This window comes from Dyadobacter sp. BE31, assembly GCF_031457695.1.
In the GTDB taxonomy this organism is placed as follows: Bacteria; Bacteroidota; Bacteroidia; order Cytophagales; family Spirosomataceae; genus Dyadobacter.
Window position 1 is genome coordinate 98,676 of the sequence record NZ_JAVDXA010000002.1, and the last position, 23,378, is coordinate 122,053.

Annotated in this window: 19 protein-coding genes; 17 read left to right on the plus strand and 2 right to left on the minus strand. The window is 51.6% G+C overall.

Annotation, left to right across the window (positions count from 1 at the left end):
• Nucleotides 1–758: 758 nt before the first annotated feature.
• The 3 genes from J2Y43_RS09430 (at nt 759) to J2Y43_RS09440 (ending at nt 2,864) form a co-directional block, all read left to right on the plus strand.
• Nucleotides 759–1,400 carry a response regulator transcription factor gene (locus J2Y43_RS09430; RefSeq protein WP_309981938.1) on the plus strand — a complete coding sequence of 214 codons (642 nt, stop codon included), beginning with the start codon at nt 759–761 and terminating at the stop codon, nt 1,398–1,400.
• Between the two features lie 10 nt (nt 1,401–1,410).
• Entirely contained in the window at nt 1,411–2,097 is a 687-nt protein-coding gene (locus J2Y43_RS09435) for a response regulator transcription factor (protein ID WP_309981939.1), read from the plus strand.
• A gap of 113 nt (nt 2,098–2,210) precedes the next feature.
• Complete coding sequence (locus J2Y43_RS09440; protein ID WP_309981940.1) at nt 2,211–2,864, plus strand: response regulator transcription factor; 654 nt, start codon at nt 2,211–2,213, stop codon at nt 2,862–2,864.
• Here the strand turns inward: J2Y43_RS09440 and J2Y43_RS09445 are convergent.
• The gene (locus J2Y43_RS09445; protein WP_309981941.1) at nt 2,812–5,931 is read right to left on the minus strand and encodes an ATP-binding protein; all 3,120 of its coding nucleotides are present in this window, start codon (nt 5,929–5,931) and stop codon (nt 2,812–2,814) included. The genes J2Y43_RS09440 and J2Y43_RS09445 overlap by 53 nt on opposite strands.
• Nucleotides 5,932–6,324: 393 nt before the next feature.
• Nucleotides 6,325–7,035 (minus strand): GntR family transcriptional regulator, encoded by a 711-nt coding sequence (locus tag J2Y43_RS09450; protein WP_309981942.1) that lies wholly within the window; start codon nt 7,033–7,035, stop codon nt 6,325–6,327.
• Between the two features lie 187 nt (nt 7,036–7,222).
• Between J2Y43_RS09450 and J2Y43_RS09455 the strand changes: the two genes are divergently transcribed.
• From J2Y43_RS09455 to J2Y43_RS09520, 14 genes are read left to right on the plus strand one after another with little or no spacing between them, the layout of a single operon-like run.
• The gene (locus J2Y43_RS09455; RefSeq protein ID WP_309981943.1) at nt 7,223–10,426 is read left to right on the plus strand and encodes a TonB-dependent receptor; all 3,204 of its coding nucleotides are present in this window, start codon (nt 7,223–7,225) and stop codon (nt 10,424–10,426) included.
• Nucleotides 10,427–10,445: 19 nt separating this feature from the next.
• Entirely contained in the window at nt 10,446–11,927 is a 1,482-nt protein-coding gene (locus J2Y43_RS09460) for a RagB/SusD family nutrient uptake outer membrane protein (RefSeq protein ID WP_309981944.1), read from the plus strand.
• A gap of 32 nt (nt 11,928–11,959) precedes the next feature.
• On the plus strand, nt 11,960–13,078 hold the full coding sequence (locus tag J2Y43_RS09465) for a sialidase family protein (RefSeq protein WP_309981945.1): 1,119 nt from the start codon (nt 11,960–11,962) through the stop codon (nt 13,076–13,078).
• 8 nt (nt 13,079–13,086) lie between these two features.
• Nucleotides 13,087–13,893, plus strand: coding sequence for an SGNH/GDSL hydrolase family protein (locus tag J2Y43_RS09470; RefSeq protein ID WP_310226466.1), 807 nt, complete (start codon nt 13,087–13,089; stop codon nt 13,891–13,893).
• Entirely contained in the window at nt 13,841–14,809 is a 969-nt protein-coding gene (locus J2Y43_RS09475) for a M14 family metallopeptidase (RefSeq protein ID WP_309981947.1), read from the plus strand. Before J2Y43_RS09470 ends, J2Y43_RS09475 begins: the two co-directional genes overlap by 53 nt.
• The gene (locus tag J2Y43_RS09480; RefSeq protein ID WP_309981948.1) at nt 14,802–15,617 is read left to right on the plus strand and encodes an SDR family oxidoreductase; all 816 of its coding nucleotides are present in this window, start codon (nt 14,802–14,804) and stop codon (nt 15,615–15,617) included. The genes J2Y43_RS09475 and J2Y43_RS09480 overlap by 8 nt, the downstream gene beginning before the upstream one ends.
• Entirely contained in the window at nt 15,614–16,705 is a 1,092-nt protein-coding gene (locus J2Y43_RS09485; protein ID WP_309981949.1) for a PLP-dependent lyase/thiolase, read from the plus strand. The genes J2Y43_RS09480 and J2Y43_RS09485 overlap by 4 nt, the downstream gene beginning before the upstream one ends.
• On the plus strand, nt 16,698–17,597 hold the full coding sequence (locus tag J2Y43_RS09490; RefSeq protein WP_309981950.1) for a dihydrodipicolinate synthase family protein: 900 nt from the start codon (nt 16,698–16,700) through the stop codon (nt 17,595–17,597). Before J2Y43_RS09485 ends, J2Y43_RS09490 begins: the two co-directional genes overlap by 8 nt.
• Before the next feature lie 53 nt (nt 17,598–17,650).
• Nucleotides 17,651–18,916 (plus strand): MFS transporter, encoded by a 1,266-nt coding sequence (locus J2Y43_RS09495; RefSeq protein ID WP_309981951.1) that lies wholly within the window; start codon nt 17,651–17,653, stop codon nt 18,914–18,916.
• Complete coding sequence (locus J2Y43_RS09500) at nt 18,913–19,557, plus strand: RraA family protein (protein WP_309981952.1); 645 nt, start codon at nt 18,913–18,915, stop codon at nt 19,555–19,557. The genes J2Y43_RS09495 and J2Y43_RS09500 overlap by 4 nt, the downstream gene beginning before the upstream one ends.
• Nucleotides 19,554–19,934 (plus strand): RidA family protein, encoded by a 381-nt coding sequence (locus tag J2Y43_RS09505; protein WP_309981953.1) that lies wholly within the window; start codon nt 19,554–19,556, stop codon nt 19,932–19,934. Before J2Y43_RS09500 ends, J2Y43_RS09505 begins: the two co-directional genes overlap by 4 nt.
• 7 nt (nt 19,935–19,941) lie before the next feature.
• Entirely contained in the window at nt 19,942–21,456 is a 1,515-nt protein-coding gene (locus tag J2Y43_RS09510; protein WP_309981954.1) for a M81 family metallopeptidase, read from the plus strand.
• Nucleotides 21,457–21,462: 6 nt separating this feature from the next.
• Nucleotides 21,463–22,293, plus strand: coding sequence for an SMP-30/gluconolactonase/LRE family protein (locus J2Y43_RS09515; RefSeq protein WP_309981955.1), 831 nt, complete (start codon nt 21,463–21,465; stop codon nt 22,291–22,293).
• A gap of 13 nt (nt 22,294–22,306) precedes the next feature.
• Nucleotides 22,307–23,362: a hypothetical protein gene (locus J2Y43_RS09520; RefSeq protein WP_309981956.1), complete on the plus strand. Its 1,056-nt coding sequence runs from the start codon at nt 22,307–22,309 to the stop codon at nt 23,360–23,362.
• Nucleotides 23,363–23,378 lie beyond the last annotated feature (16 nt).

Consider the following 23,378-nt stretch of genomic DNA (forward strand, 5'->3'; position numbering starts at 1 on the left):
ACACATTGTGGAGAGTATTTGGAAAGCTATGTAGGATTAGTGGCATTGACAATAGAACTATTGCTTTTTTATTTGTAGAACTTGATCAGTATTCGTAGGTGTAATTCGATAATTATGACCTTCGTTGATCATAATTTTGATAGCCGGGATTCTTGCTTATGGGCCTTCGGTGAAGTTATAGCGGAACTTTCAAACAGAGCTCGATTGACTTGCTCGTGGCTGCTATTCTATGACTATGAAGAAAGCATTACTGATGATTGTATACAATTTCAGACAAATTGTCTATTTGCGTGAAGTGCAAATTATAGGCCGATCGAGTGGAGATAGTAGTGGATTAGATCGTTTGGCCAACGACCTGGTTGCTTTCTTACAACCACCGGAAGTGTCACTATATCCGGTACAATTCAAATCCTGCGTCCTTGTGCTTGCTGAGGGTGCGTTTTAAGCCATTGAAAGCCAATGTGGTGCGTGGCTCTTTTTGAAGTTTGTGGCTACTGAGCTACAAACAGTAAGAAAATAACTACAAACTATTGATATGTATTTTTAAACATTTGTAGATAATTTTCACAAGTCGTTCTGTCGAATATTCAGGACCTTTCAGATGATACAATCATTTATCCAAGGCTTATTGTTCTGTTATACTCGTAAAATGCTTTAATGTACTATTAGATAATTTGACCTGGTGCTCAACTAGTCTGTGTTGCAGAGAATTTATGGAGATTTTATAAAGTAAATGGCATGTTTTAAATAGCAAGCAAATGGTCAGAGTGATACTGTTTGATTCTCATCCCATTATTTTTCGTGGCATAAAAGAGGTCTTTAAAGAATTTGGGCAGGAATTTGTTTTTTTAGAAACCTCTGATAAGAATGAGCTTTTGGCTTATCTTGATCAAAAGCATATAGACCTTGTGGTGGCTGGTATTAATGAAAATTCAAACCTGGATCCGAAAATAATTAGAAAGCGAAAATCCACGCCTTGGATTATCTTATATAATGATAATTTGTACAAAAAGGCTCTTGCGTGTTTTTTGAACGGAGCTCGCGGGCTACTGTCCAAATCAGCAAATTACGTTGAGACCATTTGCTGTTGCAGAGAGGTATTTGAAGACAGATTTTATATTTGTGAGCGGACATCAAATTCCCTGAGCCAGGAGCTGCTATTTGATTATAGCTGTCGGGCCTTCCTTCGTCTCTTTTTAAAAGCAAAATCAAAACAGTTGCATAAGAAGTTGTCCAATAGGGAAAAAGAAGTGGCGAGTCTGCTCCTTAGGGGTTTTAGGACTTCCGAAATTGCTGAAAGGCTTAACTTGAAGATCACGACAATCAGCACAATGAAGCGATCGATACTGCAAAAGAACAATGCCCGGAGCATTGTCGAGTTGGCAAGCTCTTTCTATTAATCACGAGATAATGAGGCTACTGCACGCAGAAAGGTACTGGATCGTAAGGCTTAGTGTAAGGTTAAGCTTATCCAGGATTGATCAGCATCCGCTTATTTCCGAAGTGGACGATTATTCAAAGTTGCTGCGCGAACTTTCGGTGAACAAATATGATTTTCTGTTGCTTGATGACTCAATTCCCGGCGGGGAGGGATTCCGGATGATCAACAGGATCAAAGCTTGTCAGTCTGGGATCGCCATACTGGTTTTTACTGACCTGGACGAAGCCACTTTTGGCAGGCATTATATAGAGGCCGGGGCAGAAGGATTTCTTTCGAAGACAGCTAGTTTGGATGAGTTTTATCAGGCATTTTTGGCTGTTGCCTCCGGGAGAACGTACATCAGCGAGAAATCAAAAAAAGGATTACTGACTTCTTTGGCCGGGTGTTCCACAGATGCTGACAATCCATTAATGGGGCTTAATGCAACAGAGCTATTGATTGCCGACATGTTAGCGAAAGGTAAAATGCTGAAGGAGATTGCAAGTGTTTTGCAAGTGGCACAAAGCACCGTCAGTTTTCATAAAACACAGCTATATAGCAAGATCGGTGTCCAAACGCCATTTGAACTTTATGAAGTGATGACGGCGCATCGATCCGGGATCGGCCAGCCGTCATGTTCAGGCCCTTATCAGGACAACCTATATTGTGGTGAATAACGCAAGCCAGAAATTCAGAGCGCTAATTTTGCTGGGTCAGCTATGACGCTTGCAAATAAATGAGCCAAGGGTTACCTTGGAGAATGACAAGATTTAAGTAATTATGAATTTATATGCCTTTATCTGTTCTTATAGCAGATGACCACCAGTTGGTGAGGAGAAGCCTCCAATTGATGGTCAAAGAAATACTGGGATTTAATGCTATTGTAGAATTTGCGGGCGACGGTAGACAGGTGCTCGAAAAGCTGAACAGGAACAGTTACGATCTATTGTTAACTGATTTGAATATGCCTGATACTGACGATATCAGTTTTATCTCAGCAGCTTTGGCATTAAGGCCCGAACTAAAAATCTTGATTATAACAGTGAAACCCGACAACGTGTTTGCTGCGCGTTTTCTAAAAGCCGGAGCAATGGGGTACGTTAACAAATCAGAACCTGAGGAAGTGATCTATGATGCTATCAGGCTGGTTAGTCAGGGGAGACGTTATGTATCGAGAGCTCAGGCGGAGTTGCTAGCCTTGTCACTCACAGGCAAACATCGTGAATCTCCATTTGATAAGCTGTCTCCCCGGGAATTTGAAGTTATGTTGCTGCTTCTTAAAGGACATGGAATAATGGAAGTAGGCGAGGCATTGTCCATCAAAGCGTCGACTGCGAGCAGTTTCCGTTCCCGTATATTCGAAAAACTTGAAATTAAGAATTTGATGGCGCTTAGCCGTCTTGCGCAGCAATACCAGATTTCGGCGGAGCCGGGAAATGGATAGTAAAAGCACTCCCTTTGTCTATTTGACTGTTTATTGTTATTGTGCCTCCTATCCGGTCGAGCATTGTGAGAATCAGGATACTCCCGGTACCGTTATTTCGGAAACTTTTTTCGCGGCTCAAAAACGCAGTGATTTGGCGACTATCCAAACCCCTTCCCGAGTCTTTAACAGTTATCGATAAATTCTCGTTTTGGTATCTTGCCGCTACCGCGATAGTACCGCTAGTGGTGTGCTTATTTGCATTATCGATCAGATTACGGATTATTATTGACAGGATTTGGTAGTCGGTATAGCAATCCAGGTGAGTTGGTTGAATGACAAGCTCGTTTTTATTTACTTCAACGATTTTATCATAAAGTGCGGCAATTTCGTCGAAAAGAGATTGTAATGAAAACCAACCCTTATTGACTTTGAAACCCTCCTGCTGAGAGGCAATCCAAAGAAAAAAATCCTCGGAAAATCCTAAAAGGGTTTGCGTCCCTGTAAGAAGGTCAGATAGTAGAACATGTAGTTCGTCCCTGCTGAAGTTATCGTGATTTTCGTATATTTTTCCACTCAGTACCGAGATAAACTTGATTGGAGAGCGAAGGTCATGCAGTATCATAGTCAGTACCTGATCTTTAAAGCGATTGCTTTGCGTCAAGGCGTGCTCTGACCTCGCAAGATCTTCGATAGCCCGGTGGAGTTCAATCGTTCTGTTTTCGACAGTGTTTTCGAGCTCCTCAGATTTTTTTCTTAACAGGTTTAGCCTGCGTTTTACAAGCAAGTAGGAGAGGAAGAATAACCCGAGCCCGGTGACTGTTCGGAACCACCATGTATTATAAAACCACGGGTCGACACTCAACGGTACCGATAGCTGAAAGTGAGGATTACCGGGTGTATAGCTAGCCCGTCGGAGCACCAGGTTGTAGTCGCCGGCGGGCAGGCCGTTAATTGTCAAAGTTCCGTTTTCACCAAGCGAATGCCAATGTGAGTCAAACCCTTGAAGCATGTATTCCAGATTGAGGTTGGCCGCATGACCAAAATATGGAGAACTGGCGGTGAGGGCGACACTGGTAAAATCCGGGCCAAGCCGAATCCGGTTATTACGAAATTCGGCTGGAATGTTATTTACTTTCAGGCTGTCTACGAAGATTGGCCTGTTCGGATAATTGGGGTGCAATTTGTTGGGATAAAACCACTCAATGCCTTCCAATGATGAAATAGAAAGTAAGCTGTCTTTGAGCCAAACGTGAGTAGGGCGGCACGCGCCGTTAAATTCGTTGGTTGCCAGGCCATTCCCCCGGTCGAACCTGAAAAAGGGGACATCTTTTTGCTTCGCAAGCGCATATTGGACAAGATCGTCTTTCCTGACCTTAAATAATCCGTTGTTGGTGGGTATCCAAAAGAAACCCTGACCGTCATCAATAAACGAATGAACCGTACTGAGTGCCTTTTGGGAGCCATAGGGCATTTTGTAGAGTCTGTTTTTAATCAAAAGATAGAACCCGTTGCCATAAGTGCCAATCCATATTCGCTCCGCATTATCCAGGAATATCGCCCGAACCTGAACCGAATCCAATACCGATTTATAGACCGTATTTTTTTCGGCATCATACCATTTCATTCCATCTTCGGTGCCAACCAGATACAGATTACCTGAAAGGGGAGTCACCGCCATGATTTTTGCGCTGCCCGGAAATGCTTGGGATTTAATAAGAGAGTCATTATGGACCTTCCCGTATCCCTGTTCTGTGAAAAATGTATATGATCTTGCCGACGGATTATCCGCTTTTACGAATACCATCAGATCGCTCGTCGACCGCAGATCTGTTAGTTTCCGGCTTCCGAGATCATATCTTATCAGTCTGCGGTTTTTGGTTCTTTGAAATAGCATTTGTCCTGCCGTAGAGACATCCACGGCAGAGAAAGGGTCTTGATGCAAGTTGGCGCTCGTGGTCTTGTTGCCGGGGCTCAGCACCAGGTCATTGCAAATGACGGTTGTGTCATTGATTTTAGCCTGTGCATAGAAGCTTTTTCCTGAGGCGGGGCTTGACACCTCCGGATGTTTAAAAGATGCTTTCTCAACAATGAACAAACCTTGTATAGAAGAGCCCATGTAATATTTATTTTGGGACTTCTCATAAAATACCGATGAAAGCGCCGGGATGGCAATTCCTTCCAGGACCTTTTTTGAGGCAATTTCGCCATTCCTGAATGTGAGTTGATACAGGTTATTGTCAACATATACAAAGGCCCCTGATTCATTCGCGAAGGTAATGAAGTTCCCCTGCAAGAACGCACTTTCTAATGCAAGGGGGCCTTTGATCGCTTTTACTCCCTCGATCAACTGACCATGATCCCAGGCCTCGACAATGTTTCCCGCTTTGACAGACACAAAAACATTGTCGTCTAAAAGCATATGTTCATTCCTTTCGGCTGCCGAATGAGTCTGCAATGGACGTGGAGCCATGCCGTCATTTCCCCAATAGAGAACTGTTTCGGACGAAAAGAAATACATGGTTCCATCGGAAAGAGCCGCGGTGAAAAGATTTTTCGCTTCGGGATTGCTTAGGTAAAATTGTTTCAGAGCATTCAGCCTCGGCTGGTTGGTAATGGCTAATCCTTGTCTGGGCACAAAGACCGAATTTTCCATCATCAGTTGCGGCGAGGGAATTGCCAACGACATCGCCGGTTTTACCTGGACAACTTTGTCATATTCGCCGCGAACATAAAGAGCCCCGTTTTGGTCACGGTTCAATATACGCATTCTGGCCGACCGCAGTCCTTTGATCTCTGATTTTCCAAAGGTGGTAAAGGATCTTCCGTCATAACGGACCAACCCCATTTCGGTGCTAAGCCAGCAAAAACCCCATTTATCAAACGCGATAAACTTTACACTGTTTTGAGGCAAGCCATGGTCTGTTGTGTATTGGGATATGATTAACTTGTTTTTTTGAGAAAGACAGGGGTGTGTATAGCAAGTAATCAGGACCAGGTGCAGAACCTTCATTTTGTGGAGCTTCACAATGTGCCGGATCTTGCCGCTCGTTCCGGGTAGAAACAGAGCCAGTACCTTTTTTGTCATGAATGAGCAATAATCTGTTGTCAGAAATTAAGAAAGTCGGCTTCGGAACCTATTAGGGACCGGGCGCCAGCCAAATGTTCAATCTGCACGATCTGATTTAATGTCGCACGTTTGTCAAAAGATAATCTGCGAACAAATGGTTGCCCTTTTTGCAAATCCGACACCTGTTAAGGTGCGGGGGGCGTTGCTATGGATGACAGGAAGGATTTGGGTTTAAATGTAGGGTGAATTTCGATAGAATGCGCACTTTTATAGCATTTATCGCGGGTTTATAGTCCTGATAAAGGGCGTTGCGATTGAGTAATTGATTGTTACACAATTGTATTGCGTCGAAACTTTATCCTCATCGGGCTAATTACCAAATTGTCGGGTAGGCTGGTATGTTTTGGATGGCTAGGAAGGTGTGTGCGCCCCGTTTTTAAGCGTTGTTATAAAATAGGGGGTCAGATGCACGTACATCGCGTTGCGAAACTGCGCGGCGGTGCCGTTTTTCAGTACGTCGAAAAGGTCGGCATGGGAGACCGGATTGGGTAAATCCGCATGAACCCCCTTATCTAAATATTCCCTGAATACATGATCGAAGACCGGGAACAGCAGCGTTTGAAATCGTCTGAATGTATCATTGCCCGTCATTTCGTATAGTTTGCCATGAAACTCAATTTCGTCTTCCCGCGAAAGCGATTTGAGCCCCTTCTGTTTGTTGACAATCGCTTCGAGTTCTTCAAGGTCCTTATCGGTCTTACGGGCGAACAGAAATTCGGCAATACCCATTTCGAGGATCAGCCGTAGCTCGAAAAGGTCTTTCTGGTTGTCATGGCTCAGGATCGACGGGCTCATTACTTTTTCAATACCCGCGAAAAGATCGGGTTGCGCCATGATCATCCCGCGCCGTGTGCGGCTTTCGATCAGCCCCAGCATTCTCAGGCGGCTCAGCGCTTCGCGGACCACATTCCGGCTTACATTCAGTTTTTGTGCAATCTCGGTTTCATTGGGCAACGAATCACCCGGTTTGAAACCATTGTCCATCAGATACTCCCTTAGAATGTTCTCCACCCTGTCGGTCATCGACAGGCTCTCCATGGGGCCTAGTGCGCTCGCTTTCATTGATCTCAGTTTCCTTTTGGTCGCAAAGGTAAGTTAAAGATGGCTACATAGGCAACTTTTATAATATTTTCAGACAAACACTTTTATATTAAAATCCTATAATTACATTTGTAGGACAAATAAACAACCGATCATTCTTTTGTATTTCTGACAATTCCCGATATAAACCTTTATGATTTGAAATTTTATGCGTTACATTAAAAGCAAAACGATCAAAACACTGACGATTCTCGCTGGCCTGTGGTTTGCGATTTCGGCGGTGTATGCGCAAGATCTGGTACTTTCCGGACAGGTGAAGTCCGGGCAGGACAACCAGCCGTTGCCTTTTGTGACTGTCGTGGTAAAAGGCAGTCAGCAGGGAGTGAATACGGATGCCGAAGGGAAATTCAGGATCAGCGTAGGCAGGGAGAGCATTTTGATCTTTAGTTTCGTAGGCTATCGTACGCATGAAGAACGGGTAGGAAGCAGGACCGAGCTGAATGTGGTCCTCGAACCCGACCAGAACAACCTGAATGAAGTGGTGGTAGTGGGTTACGGAAAGCAGGAACGCGAAAATATTACCTCCTCCATCTCCAAACTCGACAGCAAGGTTCTTGAAAATATCCCCTTCGCCAATGCGGCTTCGGCTCTTCAGGGATCTATTGCCGGCCTGCGGGTGCAGAGTACGTCCGGTTTGCCCGGTAATGCGCCCCGCATTATCCTGCGGGGAGGGACGTCGATCAACAACCCCGATGGCTCGGCGCCGCTTTTCATTATCGACGGTGTGATCCGTTCCAATATGAATGACATCAGCTCGGAGGAAATCGAGTCGATGCAGGTGTTGAAGGATGCGGCCGCTACGGCCATTTACGGGGCCAGGGCCTCCAACGGAGTAGTGATTATCACGACGCGGTCGGGCAAGGCCGGCAAGGTGCGGGTTTCGTATCAGTACGATGCGACGATGTCCAGCCTTGCCAAAGGATACGACCTGCTTTCTGCACGCGACTGGCTTTATTTTCAGCGGCTGGGTACGGTGGCTTCCTCGGTAAAGAACCCCGCTAACCTCAACAAGCTGACATTGCCCAATAGCTCCGGCACCGGGAATGACCTGACAAACAACACCGCTTACACGACCCAGTATCTGACGCCCGCCAATGAGTTCAAGCTCAAAGAAGGGTGGGAAAGCATGCCCGATCCGGTCGATCCCAGTAAAACGCTGCTGTTCAAAGGTACCGACTACCAGGACCTTCTTTTCAGGACGGCGCTATCGCAAAATCACCATGTTTCGGTGAGCGGCGGGACGGAAAAGGCTACTTACAGCGCCGGGCTTGGTTATATGGATGCCGAAGGAATCGCCATTACCACCAAGTACCGAAGGCTGAACTTCGACCTGAATGGTGATCTGACCGTGAGCAATAAACTCCGGTTTTACAGCCGGTTGATGTTTTCCAGTTCGGGCAATAACCAGGGGATTTCCGACAATGCGCTGTTCGAGCGCTCCATTGGTCTGGCCCCGACGGCCAAGTATGCCTATGAAGACGGGACGCTGGCCCCCGGAACCGGCCAGAGTATCGGAAATCCGGTGTATCACCTGAATAAAATCAAGGCTAAGAACAACCGCGATAACCTGACGCTGGCGATCGGCTCGCACTGGGATATTTTGCCGGGACTCTCTTTCGATCCCCAGCTGTCGTTGTTCAAGTCTACCGTAGAGGCACGATCGTTCCAGGAAGCATTTTACAATGGTCCGGGCTTGTACGTGGACACGCGTAATGCGACGGGCTCTTTCGACAAAACCGAGCAATACCAGGCCGACGGAGTGCTGACCTACGCCAAAACACTGGCAGGCAAGCACAACCTGGAAGTAAAGGCGGGTATTTCTTACTTTAATCGGATCAACAGCGGGTTGAGCGCGACCGGTAGAAAAGCGGCGTCCGATCTGGTGCCGACCCTGAATGCATCGGCTGAGCCGGTGGCGGTCGGCGGGTCGGAGAGCAGCCAGGTACTAATTGGCTATTTTTCAAGAATCAACTATGATTTCGATCAGAAATACCTCGTGTCGCTCAGCGCCCGCTACGATGGGGCCTCCAACCTGGGACGCAATAACCAATGGGGCGTTTTTCCCGGCGTGTCTGTCGGCTGGAACCTGCATCGGGAGGAGTTCTGGAAGGTGCTGCCGGAAAATCTCCTGCGCATGAAATTGCGGGCAAGTTATGGCGTGAATGGGAACATCAGCGGCCTGGGCGACTTCACCGCCCAGGGGAATTACAGCGTTGGCAACCAGTATTCGACCAACGCGGCCGTACTCAATACAACCATCTCCAATTCGGACCTGAAATGGGAACGCTCGAAGACATTTGATGTCGGGGCTGACGTCGGTCTGTTCGGAAACAGGATCAGTTTGCTCTTCGACTACTACCGCAGGGTGACCGATAACCTGCTGACCTCGCTGAGCCTCCCTATGTCGACCGGTTTTTCGAGCGTACTTACCAATCTGGGAAGCCTGGAAAATAAAGGGGTAGAGCTCGAATTGAGCGCGCGCGTGCTTCCGTCCAGCAGCGCGGTCAACTGGAATATCTCCTTCAATGCGTCGCAGACCAGGCATAAGATTCTAAGCCTGCCTTACAACGGCATTGAAAACAACCGGATCGGAGGGGTCTACGTCTGGAACCCCGCGACGAATGGTTATGCCTGGATGGGCGGCTTGCAAGAGGGCGGGCGGATCGGCGACATGTATACCTATAAGCAGTTGAGTATCTACGCCACCGACGAGGAAGCTGCCGCCGGTCCGGTGGACAACCTGGTAACCGGTGCCAACAAGACCAAGTATGGCGGAGATGTGAACTGGCAGGATGCGGATCAGAACAAGGTGATCGACGAAAAGGACAGGGTGTATGTCGGAAATCCTTACCCGGTGTGGACAGGCGGTTTTACCAATTCATTGGAATACAAAGGGATCAGTCTGCTGCTGCGGATGGATTACACGACCGGCCATACGATCCAGAATTATCCCAGGGCACAGATGATCGGCCAGTTTCAGGGGGAAATAGGGCTGCTTTCGGACGTGAAAAGATCCTGGCAGAAACCCGGTGACATTACCGACATCCCCAGGTTTTACTGGGCCGACCAGCAGGTGCAGAACAACCTGTACCGGGGCGGCATCGGCGGAGGAAACTCGATGTACTACGAAAAGGGCGATTACCTGGCCGTGCGGGAGCTTACCCTGGCATACAGCATACCCAAATCCATCTTAAACAGGGCCAAGATCAACGGTTTGCGGCTTAACATCACGGCGAACAACCTGCATTACTTCACGGGTTACAAGGGGTTGAACCCCGAGGAAGGCGGAGTCGACCGGGGAAGATACCCGATACCCCGCTCCATTATCCTGGGCTTGAATATTTCATTGTAAAACCATCATGACTGTTCAGATGAAGACAAAATATAAAATGCTGACCTGCCTGGCATTGTTATGTGCCGGGATGAACCAGTCGTGCACCGATAACCTCGATGTCGCGCCTGTGAGCGTGATCACGGAGGCCTCGTACTGGAAATCGGAAAACGACGCAAATGGTGCTTTGAACGGCCTTTATGTGCTCTTGAGAAGACAGGCATCGGAGAACCTGTACCTGTGGGGCGAAGGACGCAGCGAGGTGATGGGCTTGGGCGTGCAGGGTTCCGGCGGCCGCGAGCGGTATCACGACAACAGCCTGGATGTGACGACGGCCGGGCCCAACTGGCTGGGGATGTATTACATTGTCCACCAGGCCAACCTGATTCTTAAGTATGTGCCGCAAATCACCTTTACCTCCGAGGCGACTAAGAACAATATCCTCGCCCAGGCGTACACCATGCGAGCATTCACGTATTTCACCATGGCCAAAACCTGGGGCGACTTGCCACTGGTAACCGAGCCGACCGAGGGTTACGACCCGGCCTCCATCCAAAAGCCCCGCACACCGGTGAAAGAGATTTTTTCTTTTATCAAGGAGGATATCACGAAGGCCACCCAACTTTTTGGTGAATCCAATACCCTGGCGCAGGGACGGCAGTTCTGGTCGAAACCTGCTTTGAATGCCCTTAAAGCGGATGTGTTTCTCTGGACGGCCAAGAGGCTCGGCGGGGGTGAGGCCGATTTCAACACTGCGCTGGCAGCCATTACCGAGGCTGAGAAGGCAGACGTAAGCCTTTTGCCCAAATTCGAAGACGTTTTTGACTATACCAATAAAGGCAACAAGGAGATTCTGATGGCAGTCCGTTTCAAGGATATCGAAGTGACCGACAACCATTATAGCCTCATGTACTTCCCGCAGGCATTTTTGCCATCCGACCTGGATGCGGCAACCAGAGCGGCGATTGGTCTGCCGGCTGGCCAGAATTACTGGGCACCGTCCGCGACGATCCGTAGCCAGTTTACGGCGGACGACAGCCGGAAGAATGCCTCTTTTATCGAAGTATACACTTCGGCGTCGGGCACGCAAAAATTTGTGGGGTCGCTGGCCGTGAAGTTCAATGGTTTTGTCAACTCCGGCATCCGGTTGTTTCTGGACGATGTGATTCTGTACCGCTACGCCGACCTGCTGCTGATGAAAGCAGAAGCGAAGAATGCATTAGGCCAGGATCCCTCTGCGGAAATCAACAAGGTGCGGGAACGGGCCTATGGCGCTGCCTACAAGCAACATGTATTCGTAAGCGGTAGCAAGGATGCCAACGACGAAGCCATTCTGCAGGAGCGCCTTTTCGAACTGGTTTTTGAAGGAAAAAGATGGTGGGACCTGGTGCGTTTTGGTAAGGCATTCGAAAAAATACCCTCGTTGAAGGACCGTGCCGGTAAGGATTATCTGCTGCTTTTCCCGATTTCAGAAGCTACATTAAGCCTCGAACCGCAGGTTAAACAAAACCCCGGCTATTAATCAGATCATTGCTGAATTAAACTCTTAACCTCATGAAACAATTAGTTCTTACTGCTCTTACCTTCCTGGTTGTTACATCGGGCATTTGCATACGCGCCCAAAAGCCGTCGGGCGGCGAGCCGCAGCTTGCATTGCAGCTCAATCCCGGCCCGGATAATCCGCGAAATAGTGAGGGGGATTTTATTACACTCAAAAACGGGGACATCCTTTTTATATACAGCCGTTACACGGGCAGCTCCACCAGTGACCACGCACCTGCCTACCTGGCCGGAAGACTATCCCGCGACGGTGGTAAGACCTGGACTTCTTCCGACCGATTGATCGTGCGGCAGGAAGGCGATATGAATGTGATGTCGGTATCGCTGCTCCGGTTGAAGAATGGGAAAATTGCCTTGTTTTACCTGAAAAAGAATTCGGAGACGGACTGTATTCCGCAAATGAGAACTTCGGCCGACGAAGGCAAGACATGGAGTGAGCCCATTCCCTGCATTACCGACAAAAAAGGATATTTCGTGCTGAACAACAGCCGGGTGATCCAGTTGGCCGATGGCCGGCTGATGATGGCCGTCGCGCTGCATCGGGCTATCGACGGCAAATGGCAGAATCAGGCTACGCTGTACAGCTATTATTCCGATGACCAGGGTGCGAGCTGGAAGTCGTCTTCCGCGGTACCTAATAATTCACAGATTATTACCCAGGAGCCGGGACTGATCGAATTGAAGGACGGCCGGATTATGATGTTCATTCGCGCGAGCGGTGGTGTACAGCAATTGTCCTATTCGTCCGATAAAGGAGCCAGCTGGTCGCATATTGCGCCGAGCAACATTGCTTCGCCGCTTTCGCCGGCTTCCATCAAAAGAATTCCCGGAACGTCGGATCTGCTGCTGGTGTGGAACAACAACGACGGCAGCCAGCCCGAGATGAAAGACAAGCGTACGCCGCTGGCGGTGGCTATTTCCAAAGACGATGGTAAAACCTGGATCAACACCCGGAATATCGAAACTGATCCGGATGGCTGGTACTGCTATATCGCAATCCATTTCACCAAAAATGACGTGCTGTTGGGTTACTGTGCCGGAAGTCAGGCGAAAAAGACGCATTTGTCGGTGACGAACGTAAAGCGGTTCTCGCAAAAATGGCTGTACCAGTAAGCGGCCGTATGAAAGAGCTTCATTATCGTGCACGTAGATTTTTTCTGCTGCGTGCGCTGGCATGCGCGTTCGCGGGCCTGTTGCCCGCCCGGGCGACCGCGCATGTACGTACGGGCAGGAAAGCGGCCTCGGCAGAAGAGGATCTGAAAAAGGTCGCGGCTTTGCTGAACGGCAAAACACGCGATGCTTGGGTTTTTACCGGGGACAGCATTACTCAAGGAGCCAAGCATACCCACGGGCATCGGAGCTATCCCGAAATTTTTGCGGAGCGCCTCCGCTGGGAATTGGCCCGGGTAGGCGACATCGTCGTTAATACCGGCATGAGCGGGCATACTACCCGTCACATTATGAATGATATGGATTGGCGTGTGGGGCAATTCAGGCCGCAGGTGGTATCGGTCATGCTGGGAACGAATGACTGCGCGCGCAATCAGGTAACCCTGGCGGATTTTGAAGCCAATCTGACCTCGATCGTAGCGCAAATCCGTGCGATGAATGCCGTGCCGATCCTGCATACACCCAACCCGATTATCGCGGAAAAGGCCCCGGAGCGGGTGTCACTCCCTGAATACGTGGCAGTGATCCGAAAAGTGGCCGGGCGGGAGAATGTGATTCTGGTGGATCATTATGCCGAATGGAGCGCCGCGATGGCGAGCCGGTCGGCCGAAGTGGTCCATCGCGAGTGGCTGAACGATCCGCTGCACCCCAATCAGACCGGGCACCGGCAGCTTGCCGCAGCTCTTTTTAAAACGCTGAACATCTTTGACCCAGCCCAGCCCACCTGCGGGGCAGCCTACTATGAAGGAGCGCATTGAAAACGAACTGGCCACCGTCATTGCAGCGGAGCAGCAAGGCCCTGCCGTACTGATCTCCGCCGGCGTGCATGGCGACGAATATGAGCCGATGGTTGCGGCAGTTGAGCTTGCGGCAATCTTGCCTGGGATGCTGACGCACGGTCAGGTCACGGTGGTCCCGGTCGTAAATCCCGATGCCTACGGGTGGGGGAGCCGGCAGGGGAGCGACGGGCTGGACCTGGCGCGGATTTGCCCGGGTAACCACATCGGATCGGCTTCCGAAGCCTATGCGGCCCGGATCAGCTCGATGATAGAACAGGCTGATTATTACGTGGATATGCATACCGGCGGGCTGACCTACGAGATCCACCCATTGGCAGGGTATATGCTTCATCCTGACGAGGGTATCTTGGATATACAACGACAAATGGCCCGGTGCTTCGATGTGCCGTTGATCTGGGGTACCGATTACCGGCCGCAGGGGCGGACCTTGTCGGTTGCACGAGATGCAAAAGTTCCGGCTGTTTACCTTGAATTCGGGGGTGGGACCGGATTTCGCCGCCAAGTAGTCGATACCTATGTGGCCGGGGTGATCAATCTGCTGAGGTATTTGGGAATGATTGAAGGGGAGGTAAGCCGGTCGCCCGAACCCTATTGGTTGGAAGATCACCGTCCCGACAGCGGCTATCTTCAGGGCAAAATGCCCTCGCCTGCCGAGGGTATCCTGATGGCCGGCGTTGCATTGGGGGAGACAGTCAGTGCAGGCCAATACTTCGGACGCATTTTTGATCCGGTGTCCGGCGTCAGCCATTCGGTTTCGGCAGACGTCGCAGGGATTGTCTTTCTCAAAAGGGCCATCGTGAAAGTGAAATCCGGCGATGCGCTGGGGGGCATTCTGCCCATTACGCAAAAAGGAAAACATACGATTTATGAATAGGGATCAGGTGGTATTGATTACCGGGGCTACCGGAGGGATTGGCCGTGCCACAGCCAATGCATTTGCCTCGGCAGGCTGCAAGCTGGTATTAACCGACCTCGATACATCGGCCTTATCGGCGCTGGAAGAGGAGGTGAAGGGAAGGTATAACCAGCAGGTTTTATCGCTACCAGGCGATTTGAGCGAAACCGGTTTTTGGGACGAGCTTATCGGCAGTGCTTTTGCAAAATGGGGAGTTGTGGATGTGCTGGTGAATAATGCAGCCTGGCGGACAATTGAAACCATGCGAACAATACCGGTTAAGACCTGGGAGAAAACGCTGCGGATTTGCCTGACGGCGCCGGCGTTCCTCTCGCAGGCTGTGGCGCTGCGGATGGAGGCATTGCGGCGACCCGCTGTGATTGTGAACGTGTCGAGCATGATGGCCGACCGGCCTGCCGGCACCTCCCCGGCCTACATTGCCTCCAAGGGCGCACTTAATAGCCTTACCGCCGAACTCGCAGTTACCTACGGGCGCAGCGGGATCAGGGTGGTGGGCGTGAGCCCGGGTTACGTGGAGACCGCATTGAGCCGCGACTACCGCGATGCCGGAGGAGATGATGTAAGCACGCGGTTGATTGACGCGGTAAATGACAACGTGCCATTGGGAAGAGGGGCAGACCCGGAGGAAATAGCTGAGGCAATATGCTGGCTAAGCTCGGAATGCGCTTCCTATATTACCGGAACGACATTGGTCGTGGACGGCGGGTTCAAACCCAATTTCAGCGGGTACAGTGTAAAAAGAAACCAATTCCCTGATCAATTTTGAAAAACATCTGGAGACATTCCGCGCTATTGCCCCAGGTGGCGGCAGAAAGCCGGGTTTTGCTCGGTGAGGCCGAGACCCCATTGGTGCGGTCGCGCAGTATCGGGGCGGCTCTGGGCCTGGATGCATTGTATTTCAAACTGGAAAACCTTAATCCGACCGGCTCGTACAAGGACCGGTTCGCGGCCGTGCTTGTTTCGGAAATGAATATGCGTGGCCAGAAGGTGTGCATCGCTACGTCCAGCGGCAACACCGGCGCGGCGCTGAGTGCTTACTGCGCGGCCGCAGGCATCCGTTGCATGATTGTCGCAGTGGACGGGGCGCCCGTTCAGAAGGTACGGCAAATGCAGCTTTACGGAGCGGAAGTTGTGATGGTGAAAGACTTTGGCAAAGATCCGCAGACTACCACTTTCGTTTTCGATCACCTGGAGGCGCTTTGCCATATGCATAACCTTCCGCTGCCGATTAGTGCTTACCGGTATTGCCCGTCTGCGATGAGGGGCGTTGAAACAATCGCCGCCGAAATAGCCGAGGTATTGCCGGCCGACGTACAGGTTTTTGTGCCGGCCGGTGGCGGGGGCCTCACATTGGGGCTATGTCGTGGAGCGGAGCAGTCCGGCGCGGGCTTTACGGTGCATTGCGTGCAGCCCGAGGGAAACGACACGATCGCGGGCGCGCTGCGAAACGGGAAAGCTGCGGCAGTTCCCGTGAATGCGTCCACAACGGCGGTCAGCGGATTGCAGGTAGCCAGCGTTATCGACGGCGATGCCGTCATTGCGCATTGCCGGCGGTCGGGAGGCAATGGGTACAGCGTCAGCGACGAGCGGGTGTTCGGCTGGCAACGGACATTGGCGCAAAAGGAGGGCATTTTCTGTGAACCGGCCGGCGCAGTGGCGTTGGCGGGGCTGGAAAACGCCCTCAGACAAAACGAATTGGACAAGAGCCGCCCGGTAGTGTGCCTGGTAACCGGCAGCGGCTTCAAAGATATGAACGCGGTGGACCTGCGTTTTCAACTCCCTCCGACGGATACAATGCCGTCACATCAATGGATAAAAACAATTCAAACTCTTTTTAATCAAGATTATGCGTGAGCAAAATACTATTTTCCAGGGCCTGTGGCCGGCGCTTTTTACACCGGTGAACCCGGACGGAAGCCTTAATCCGAAGGAGCTCGAAAAGCTCATCGAACTGTTGATCGCCCAAAAAGTGGACGGACTATACCTGCTGGGCTCGACAGGCCAGGGCTTCCTGTTTTCAGAAGAAGAGCGCAAACAGATTACCCGCCTGACGCTGGAAATAGCCGGAAAACGTATCCCGGTGATGGTACAGGTGGGCGCCCTCAATACGGAAGAATCCATACGCCTCGCACGGCACGCCGCCGACCATGGTGCTGACGGTATTTCGGCTGTCGGCCCGATTTACTACGGTGCGTCGGCCGAAATGGCCTTTGAGCATTACCGGCGCATCGCGCAAGCTACCGATGTACCTTTCTTTCCCTACCAGATCGGCAATGCGGCCAATATGCAGGTGATCGACCGGCTGCTGACCTTGCCGCAGGTGCACGGCATGAAGCTGACGACCGACAAGATGTTGGAAATCAGTACGATCAAAAACAGGGCGGGAGAACAATGGAAGCTTTTCAGCGGGGCCGATGAGCTGATGTGCCAGGCTGCGCTTTGCGGTACTGTGGGGGCAATCGGTACGAGCTACAATCTGTTTGGCCCGACCTGCAAATACATCAGGGAGTCGTTCCTGGCCGGAGAAACGATGCATGCCATGGAGTATATGCTTACTTTCCAGAAGTTTATCGAGACAATCATTCCGGTTATCTGGTCCTTTTTCAATCGTGCGATGTATTTACGCTACAATATCGTCATTGGCGAACCCAAGCCGCCTTTGCTGGCTAAGCCCCTTCCATGGACCGACGATCAGATTATGGCCATGATGGAGGAAATAGAGAATTTCTATACGCCTGTCAGCTAGTTAAGCGGTATCACCGACTGATTTATCAAGAATATCCTGCAAACCCACAGTTCATGAAGATCGCAAAACCCTTTCCGGAAGACAAGCCGGCTTTGTATGCCTGGCTGGTGGTTGTTATGCTTTGTCTGGTGGGCTGTCTCAACTACCTGGACAGGATGATGATTACCACCATGCGCAGCTCCATTGTGGCGGCGATCCCGATGTCGGAGACGCAGTTCGGGCTGCTTACCTCCGTTTTCCTCTGGGTGTACGGGCTGCTCAGCCCGGTTGCGGGATTTCTGGCCGACCGGTTCAGTCGCAGCAAAGTGATCATCATCAGTCTGCTCGTATGGTCACTCGTGACCTGGCTTACCTCGCAGGCGGTCACTTTCGAGCAACTGCTGGCGACCAGGGCGCTGATGGGCATCAGCGAGGCATGCTACATTCCCGCCGCGCTGGCCCTGATCATGGACTATCATCCGGAAAAGACCAAATCGCTGGCCACAGGTATCCATATGGGCGGCGTGATGTTCGGGCAAAGCCTGGGTTTTATCGGCGGCTGGCTTGCTGAAAACCATTCCTGGAATTTTGCATTCAAGGTTTTCGGAGGTTTTGGCATCGTTTACGCAGTGCTCCTGGCGCTCACGCTGCGTGATCCCCGGATAGGCATTCAGCAATCCGGCAGGAGCTTAAACAGGCCCACGGGTTTTTCGGGGGCGATCGGCAGGCTGCTCAGGACGCGGTCTTACCTGTTTGCGATCCTGTACTGGGGATTGATCAGCATTGTCGGCTGGGTGGTGGTGGCGTGGTTGCCAACCTACTTTAAAGAACATTTTGCATTATCACAAAGTATGGCCGGGGTGTATTCGACCGGGTATTTTCACACTGCATCGCTGGCGGGCGTATTACTGGGCGGCTTTCTGGCCGACCGGTGGAGCAGGTACAACCCCCGTGCGCGGGTGCTGGTACCCCTGTATGGTTTGCTGATCGGCGCGCCGGCTATCTTTCTGGCCAGTAATACGGCCGTGCTTGCTGTGGCGATCGGCTGCTTCATGCTGTATGCGCTCACACGCACTTTCACGGATGCGAACATGATGCCTATTCTGAGCATGATCGTCGATGCGCGCTACCGGGCAACGGCGTATGGCATTCTCAATATGTTCAGCTGCATCGTAGGCGGGCTGGGAATCTACGCAGGCGGGATGCTCCGGGATGCCGATGTACCGCTTTCTGCCATGTTCAAGGTCGCGGCAGGTATGATGCTGGTATGCGTGGTGGTTTTAAGATATATCAGGACAGAGCCTGTTGATAATCAGGTATTAAATCAAATTGAAAAATGAATATTGAAGAACTGAAAGACAAACTCTACGTGGCCGTACTTGCGGACGTACTCGACCAGCTGGGGTTTACCGGCCAGGCTACCCGTACTCCCTTTTTCGCCTATACCGGTACCGACAAGCTGATGGGCCGCTGCAAGACCACACTCTGGGCGGATATGTACCATCAGGATCCCAACCCCTATGAACTCGAATTGAAGGCGGTTGATTCATGCCAGCCCGGCGATGTGCTGATCTGCGCGGCCGGCGGTTCCAACCGGTCGGGTATCTGGGGCGAGCTGCTTTCCACCGCCGCAAGTAATGCCGGCTGTGTGGGCGTAGTCGTGCACGGTTCGGTGCGCGATATCGACAAAATGACCGCCATGGGATTTCCTGTATTTGCAACCGGTAAAAACCCCTATGACAGCCAGAACCGTCAGAAGGTGGTCGACCTGGATGTAGTCGTGGAAATCGACGGAGTGAAATTTGCGCCGGGTGATCTGGTGATGGCCGACCAGGACGGGATTGTGGTAGTGCCGCAGCAGGTAGAAGCACAGGTGCTGGCTGCGGCGCTCGAAAAGGTCTCCGCCGAGAACATCACGCGCGACGCGATCAGGAGCGGAATGAAGGCCATGGAGGCATATCAGAAATTCGGGGTACTATGAAAACAAAACACGTTGTTACCGGGCCAGTCCCGCAGAGCCATTTACCTTTTTCGCCGGGGATCGTCTCGGGAGAATATCTTTTTGTCTCCGGACAGGCGAGCGTCGACGATCAGGGTCAGATCGTCAACGACACTTTTGAGGGTGAATGCCGCCGGGCGTTTGATAATCTGAAACGGATCGTCGAGGCCGCGGGTGCAACCCTTGACGATACCGTGCAGGTGAGAAATTACGTTGGCCGACAGCAGGACCTGGCCAGTTTCAATGCCATTTACCGGGAATATTTTCGGGAGCCATTTCCTGCTCGCACTACGCTGATAGGATGTTTGGGGGACCTGCTCAAATTCGAAGTCGACGCGGTCATTCATTTAAGTAACTAACCCGATTATGATTGAATCAGCGCCGCAGAAACGGGATTTTCAGCATACACCCTTGCGGGTGGGATTGCTGGGGATTTATCATGAGACTAACACTTTTATCCAATCCGCAACGACGCTGGCCGATTTTCGCGAAGGGTACTGGCTGGAATCAGGCCGGATCCGGGACGAATACCAGGGTGCCAACCATGAGATCAGCGGATTGATCGAGGTAATAGACGGTGCTCCGGATATGGAACTGGTGCCGATATTTTACGCCATGGCCACGCCCGGAGGGCTGATTACCAGGGACTGCTACGAACAATTGCTGGATCGTATGATGCAGCTTCTGGACGAGGCGGGGGCATTGGATGCCTGCCTGGTAGCGCCGCATGGCGCAGGTGTGGCCGAGGGGTACCCGGATATGGACGGACATTGGTTGTCGTTGCTGAGACGGAAACTGGGAAGTGAGGTGCCGGTCATCGGTACGCTGGACCCTCACGCCAATGTTAGTGATGCGATGGTTGATGCAACCAATGGCCTGATTGCCTATGCTACCAACCCGCACATCGATCAGAAACGTACCGGTATGGCGGCCGCCCGGCTGCTGGTCAGGACGCTGCGTGGGGAGATTTCGCCCGTGCAATTCCTGGTTAAGCCGCCTGTGGCCATCAGCATCGAGCAGCAGTTTACTTCAAATCAGCCTTGCCTGGGGCTTTATACGCTAGCGCAAGAGCTGGAACAACGTTTCGGCCTGGCCGCGGTGAGCGTATTGCTTGGCTTTCCCTACGCGGATGTCGAGGAAATGGGATCCGGGTTCATTATGATCGCGGACCGTAACCACTCGCCAGCGGCGGCCGGCCAGGCACAGGAGGCGGCATCGCAGCTGTCGGACTTTTTGCTGGATAACAAACAGGCATTCAACGGGAAAAAATCGGGGATCGGGGAGGTGCTGAGAGACTTTGAAGATCACCCGCAACCGGTATTGTTGCTGGATATGGGCGACAACATTGGAGGCGGGGCACCGGGCAATAGCACGTTGATCCTCGAACATCTTGAAGCAAGCGGATTTTCGGACTTTTTTATTTGCTTACACGATCCTGAAAGTGTGGCACAATGCGCTGAGGCGAAGGTCGGTGCGGGTGCATCCCTTTCCCTGGGAGGAAAGAGGGGCTTTCAAACGAGCGTTGACATTCTGGCATTATACGAGGGGCACTTTACGGAGGATGCTCCGCGGCATGGCGGGTTTGTCCATTACGACATGGGCCCCACGGCGGTGGTCCGCACGCTGAGCGGCAATACGGTGATGCTCACAACCAGGCGCACGCCACCGTACAGTCTGCGGCAACTAACCGCCTTTGGTCTGGATCCGCATAGCTTCCGGGGGATTGTGGCCAAGGGGGTCAATGCGCCTATTGCAGCATATTGTGAGGTTTGCCCATCGATTATTCAGGTCGATACAGCCGGGGTGACCCAAGCCGATATGACCCTTTTTGAATACAAAAACCGAAAGGTGCCCCTGTTCCCTTTTGAAGAATATGTCTGACAGCTTATGGACCTGCAAAGCACTACGGTGAAACTCCTGGATCTGCCTTTCTATACGGAGGGCCCTTGTGTGGATGAAGGAGGGAATTTATTCTTTACGACTTTAAGCGGCGGTCAGCTCCTGCGGATGCGGCCGGGCGAAGCCCCGTTGAGATGGGCCGAAGCAGGCTGCCCGAATGGTCAGGTTATCACGAGCGGGGGCACCCACCTGGTGTGCGACAGTGCGGAGAGGGCCATCGTGCAATTCGATCGCGCAGGCAGTCGGACCGGAGAGCTGCTTCATGAACAATGTGCAGGGTATGCCGTGCAGTGCCCGAACGACCTGGTCGAAGACCGCTACGGTAATGTATTTTTTACCGATTCGGTACGCGAAAGCGGGAGGGTTTTCAAAATTGGAAAAGAAGGGTCGCAGCAATGCATTGCCGACGGCCTGGATTATCCGAATGGACTTGCTCTGTCCCCGGATCACGCACTGCTCTACGTTGCTGAAAGCTATCAGAACAGGATATGGGCCATTTCGTTGAACGAGGGGCCGGTTCCGCCGGCTTTTGTTTGGGCGACGTTGCCCGGGCATCGCTCGGGCAGGCCGATCGATAACCTGCCCGACGGGCTGGCAACCGATGCACAGGGGCGTGTGTGGGTGGCCCATTATGGCATGCAGGCTATTCAGGTGTTTTCGGCTGAGGCGACGTTGCTGGCCAGTTTGGATACCGCATTACCGCTTACCAGTAACCTGTGTTTTGTCTCCGACCAGCCGCATCGGAAATCGGTTTTAATTACCGGTGGCTATGCCGAGCCCGGGCCGGGAGCTGTGTTGTTGATGACCGTCGACATGTGATATGAAAGCATCTATGAAATATTTCTTAATTATAGTAATGATGATGGTAGTTGAAGCGGCCGTTGCACAAACCGCATTGAAATGGAATGCCTTGCCCGACTTGCCTGACGAACGCGGGTTTGCAGGCATGTATGCGGGCGTAAGCCATGGTGCGTTGCTCTGCCTGGGCGGCGCCAATTTCCCCGACGGTTATCCCTGGGATGGCGGCTTCAAGAAATGGTATGACGGGATTTATTTGCTCGAACAGGGCCGTAGCTGGAAAAAGCTGCCACAAAAAATGGAAACCGCTGCCGGATATGGCGTTTCGGTTTCCTATCAGAACAAAGTAATTCTCATCGGGGGGAGCAATGCAAGCGAACATTTGAGCCGGGTGATGGGCTATGAATGGGATGGTGCCGCCCTGTTGCAGCATCAATATCCTTCATTACCTTTCGCATTGGCCAATATGTCCGGCGCCGTACTAGAAGATCTTCTGATTGTCGTCGGGGGGAATGTTTCACCCACCGGTCCGGGGCTCGCTAAATGCCTGGTGCTGGATTTGAAGGATATCCAAGCCGGTTGGACTGAAATGGAACCCTGGCCTGGTCCGGGGCGTATTTTCCCGGTTTGCGCGACATTCGAGGGAGCCTTTTATATGTTCAGCGGCGAGGCTACCGCGATTAATTCCAAAGGAAATTCATACAGGCTGATTCATCAGGACGGATACCGGCTGAGCATCCGGCATTTGGCCGGACGGCGGAGCGTACATTGGGAAAAGCTTGCAGCGATGCCGAGGGGGATGTCCGCCGGTGGTTCTTTGCTACCGGTTTTAAAGGGCGACCGGTTTCTGTTCTGGGGTGGGGTCGATGCCGTGACGGCCCAGCATAAGACGCCTTCCTCGCACCCGGGTATTACCAACGACCTGTTGTACTACTTTCCCAACACCGATTCCTGGGAGTTTGCGGGCAGACAGCAACGTATCCCAGCCCGCGTGACACTGCCGGTGGTACATTGGCAAAACCAGTGGTTTTACATTAGCGGGGAGATTAAACCCGGCATCAGAACGCCTGCTATCACTGGTGTTTATTAAAATTTTATTGATTTTC

Coding starts and splice junctions, on each gene's coding strand:
- J2Y43_RS09490 (WP_309981950.1), top strand. CDS start 16,698: ATGCGTGAGCAAAATACTATTTTCCAGGGCCTGTGGCCGGCGCTTTTT.
- J2Y43_RS09470 (WP_310226466.1), top strand. CDS start 13,087: ATGAAAGAGCTTCATTATCGTGCACGTAGATTTTTTCTGCTGCGTGCG.
- J2Y43_RS09495 (WP_309981951.1), top strand. CDS start 17,651: ATGAAGATCGCAAAACCCTTTCCGGAAGACAAGCCGGCTTTGTATGCC.
- J2Y43_RS09435 (WP_309981939.1), top strand. CDS start 1,411: ATGAGGCTACTGCACGCAGAAAGGTACTGGATCGTAAGGCTTAGTGTA.
- J2Y43_RS09445 (WP_309981941.1), bottom strand. CDS start 5,931: ATGACAAAAAAGGTACTGGCTCTGTTTCTACCCGGAACGAGCGGCAAG.
- J2Y43_RS09520 (WP_309981956.1), top strand. CDS start 22,307: ATGAAATATTTCTTAATTATAGTAATGATGATGGTAGTTGAAGCGGCC.
- J2Y43_RS09500 (WP_309981952.1), top strand. CDS start 18,913: ATGAATATTGAAGAACTGAAAGACAAACTCTACGTGGCCGTACTTGCG.
- J2Y43_RS09450 (WP_309981942.1), bottom strand. CDS start 7,035: ATGAAAGCGAGCGCACTAGGCCCCATGGAGAGCCTGTCGATGACCGAC.
- J2Y43_RS09430 (WP_309981938.1), top strand. CDS start 759: ATGGTCAGAGTGATACTGTTTGATTCTCATCCCATTATTTTTCGTGGC.
- J2Y43_RS09505 (WP_309981953.1), top strand. CDS start 19,554: ATGAAAACAAAACACGTTGTTACCGGGCCAGTCCCGCAGAGCCATTTA.
- J2Y43_RS09440 (WP_309981940.1), top strand. CDS start 2,211: ATGCCTTTATCTGTTCTTATAGCAGATGACCACCAGTTGGTGAGGAGA.
- J2Y43_RS09455 (WP_309981943.1), top strand. CDS start 7,223: ATGCGTTACATTAAAAGCAAAACGATCAAAACACTGACGATTCTCGCT.
- J2Y43_RS09510 (WP_309981954.1), top strand. CDS start 19,942: ATGATTGAATCAGCGCCGCAGAAACGGGATTTTCAGCATACACCCTTG.
- J2Y43_RS09460 (WP_309981944.1), top strand. CDS start 10,446: ATGAAGACAAAATATAAAATGCTGACCTGCCTGGCATTGTTATGTGCC.
- J2Y43_RS09515 (WP_309981955.1), top strand. CDS start 21,463: ATGGACCTGCAAAGCACTACGGTGAAACTCCTGGATCTGCCTTTCTAT.
- J2Y43_RS09480 (WP_309981948.1), top strand. CDS start 14,802: ATGAATAGGGATCAGGTGGTATTGATTACCGGGGCTACCGGAGGGATT.
- J2Y43_RS09465 (WP_309981945.1), top strand. CDS start 11,960: ATGAAACAATTAGTTCTTACTGCTCTTACCTTCCTGGTTGTTACATCG.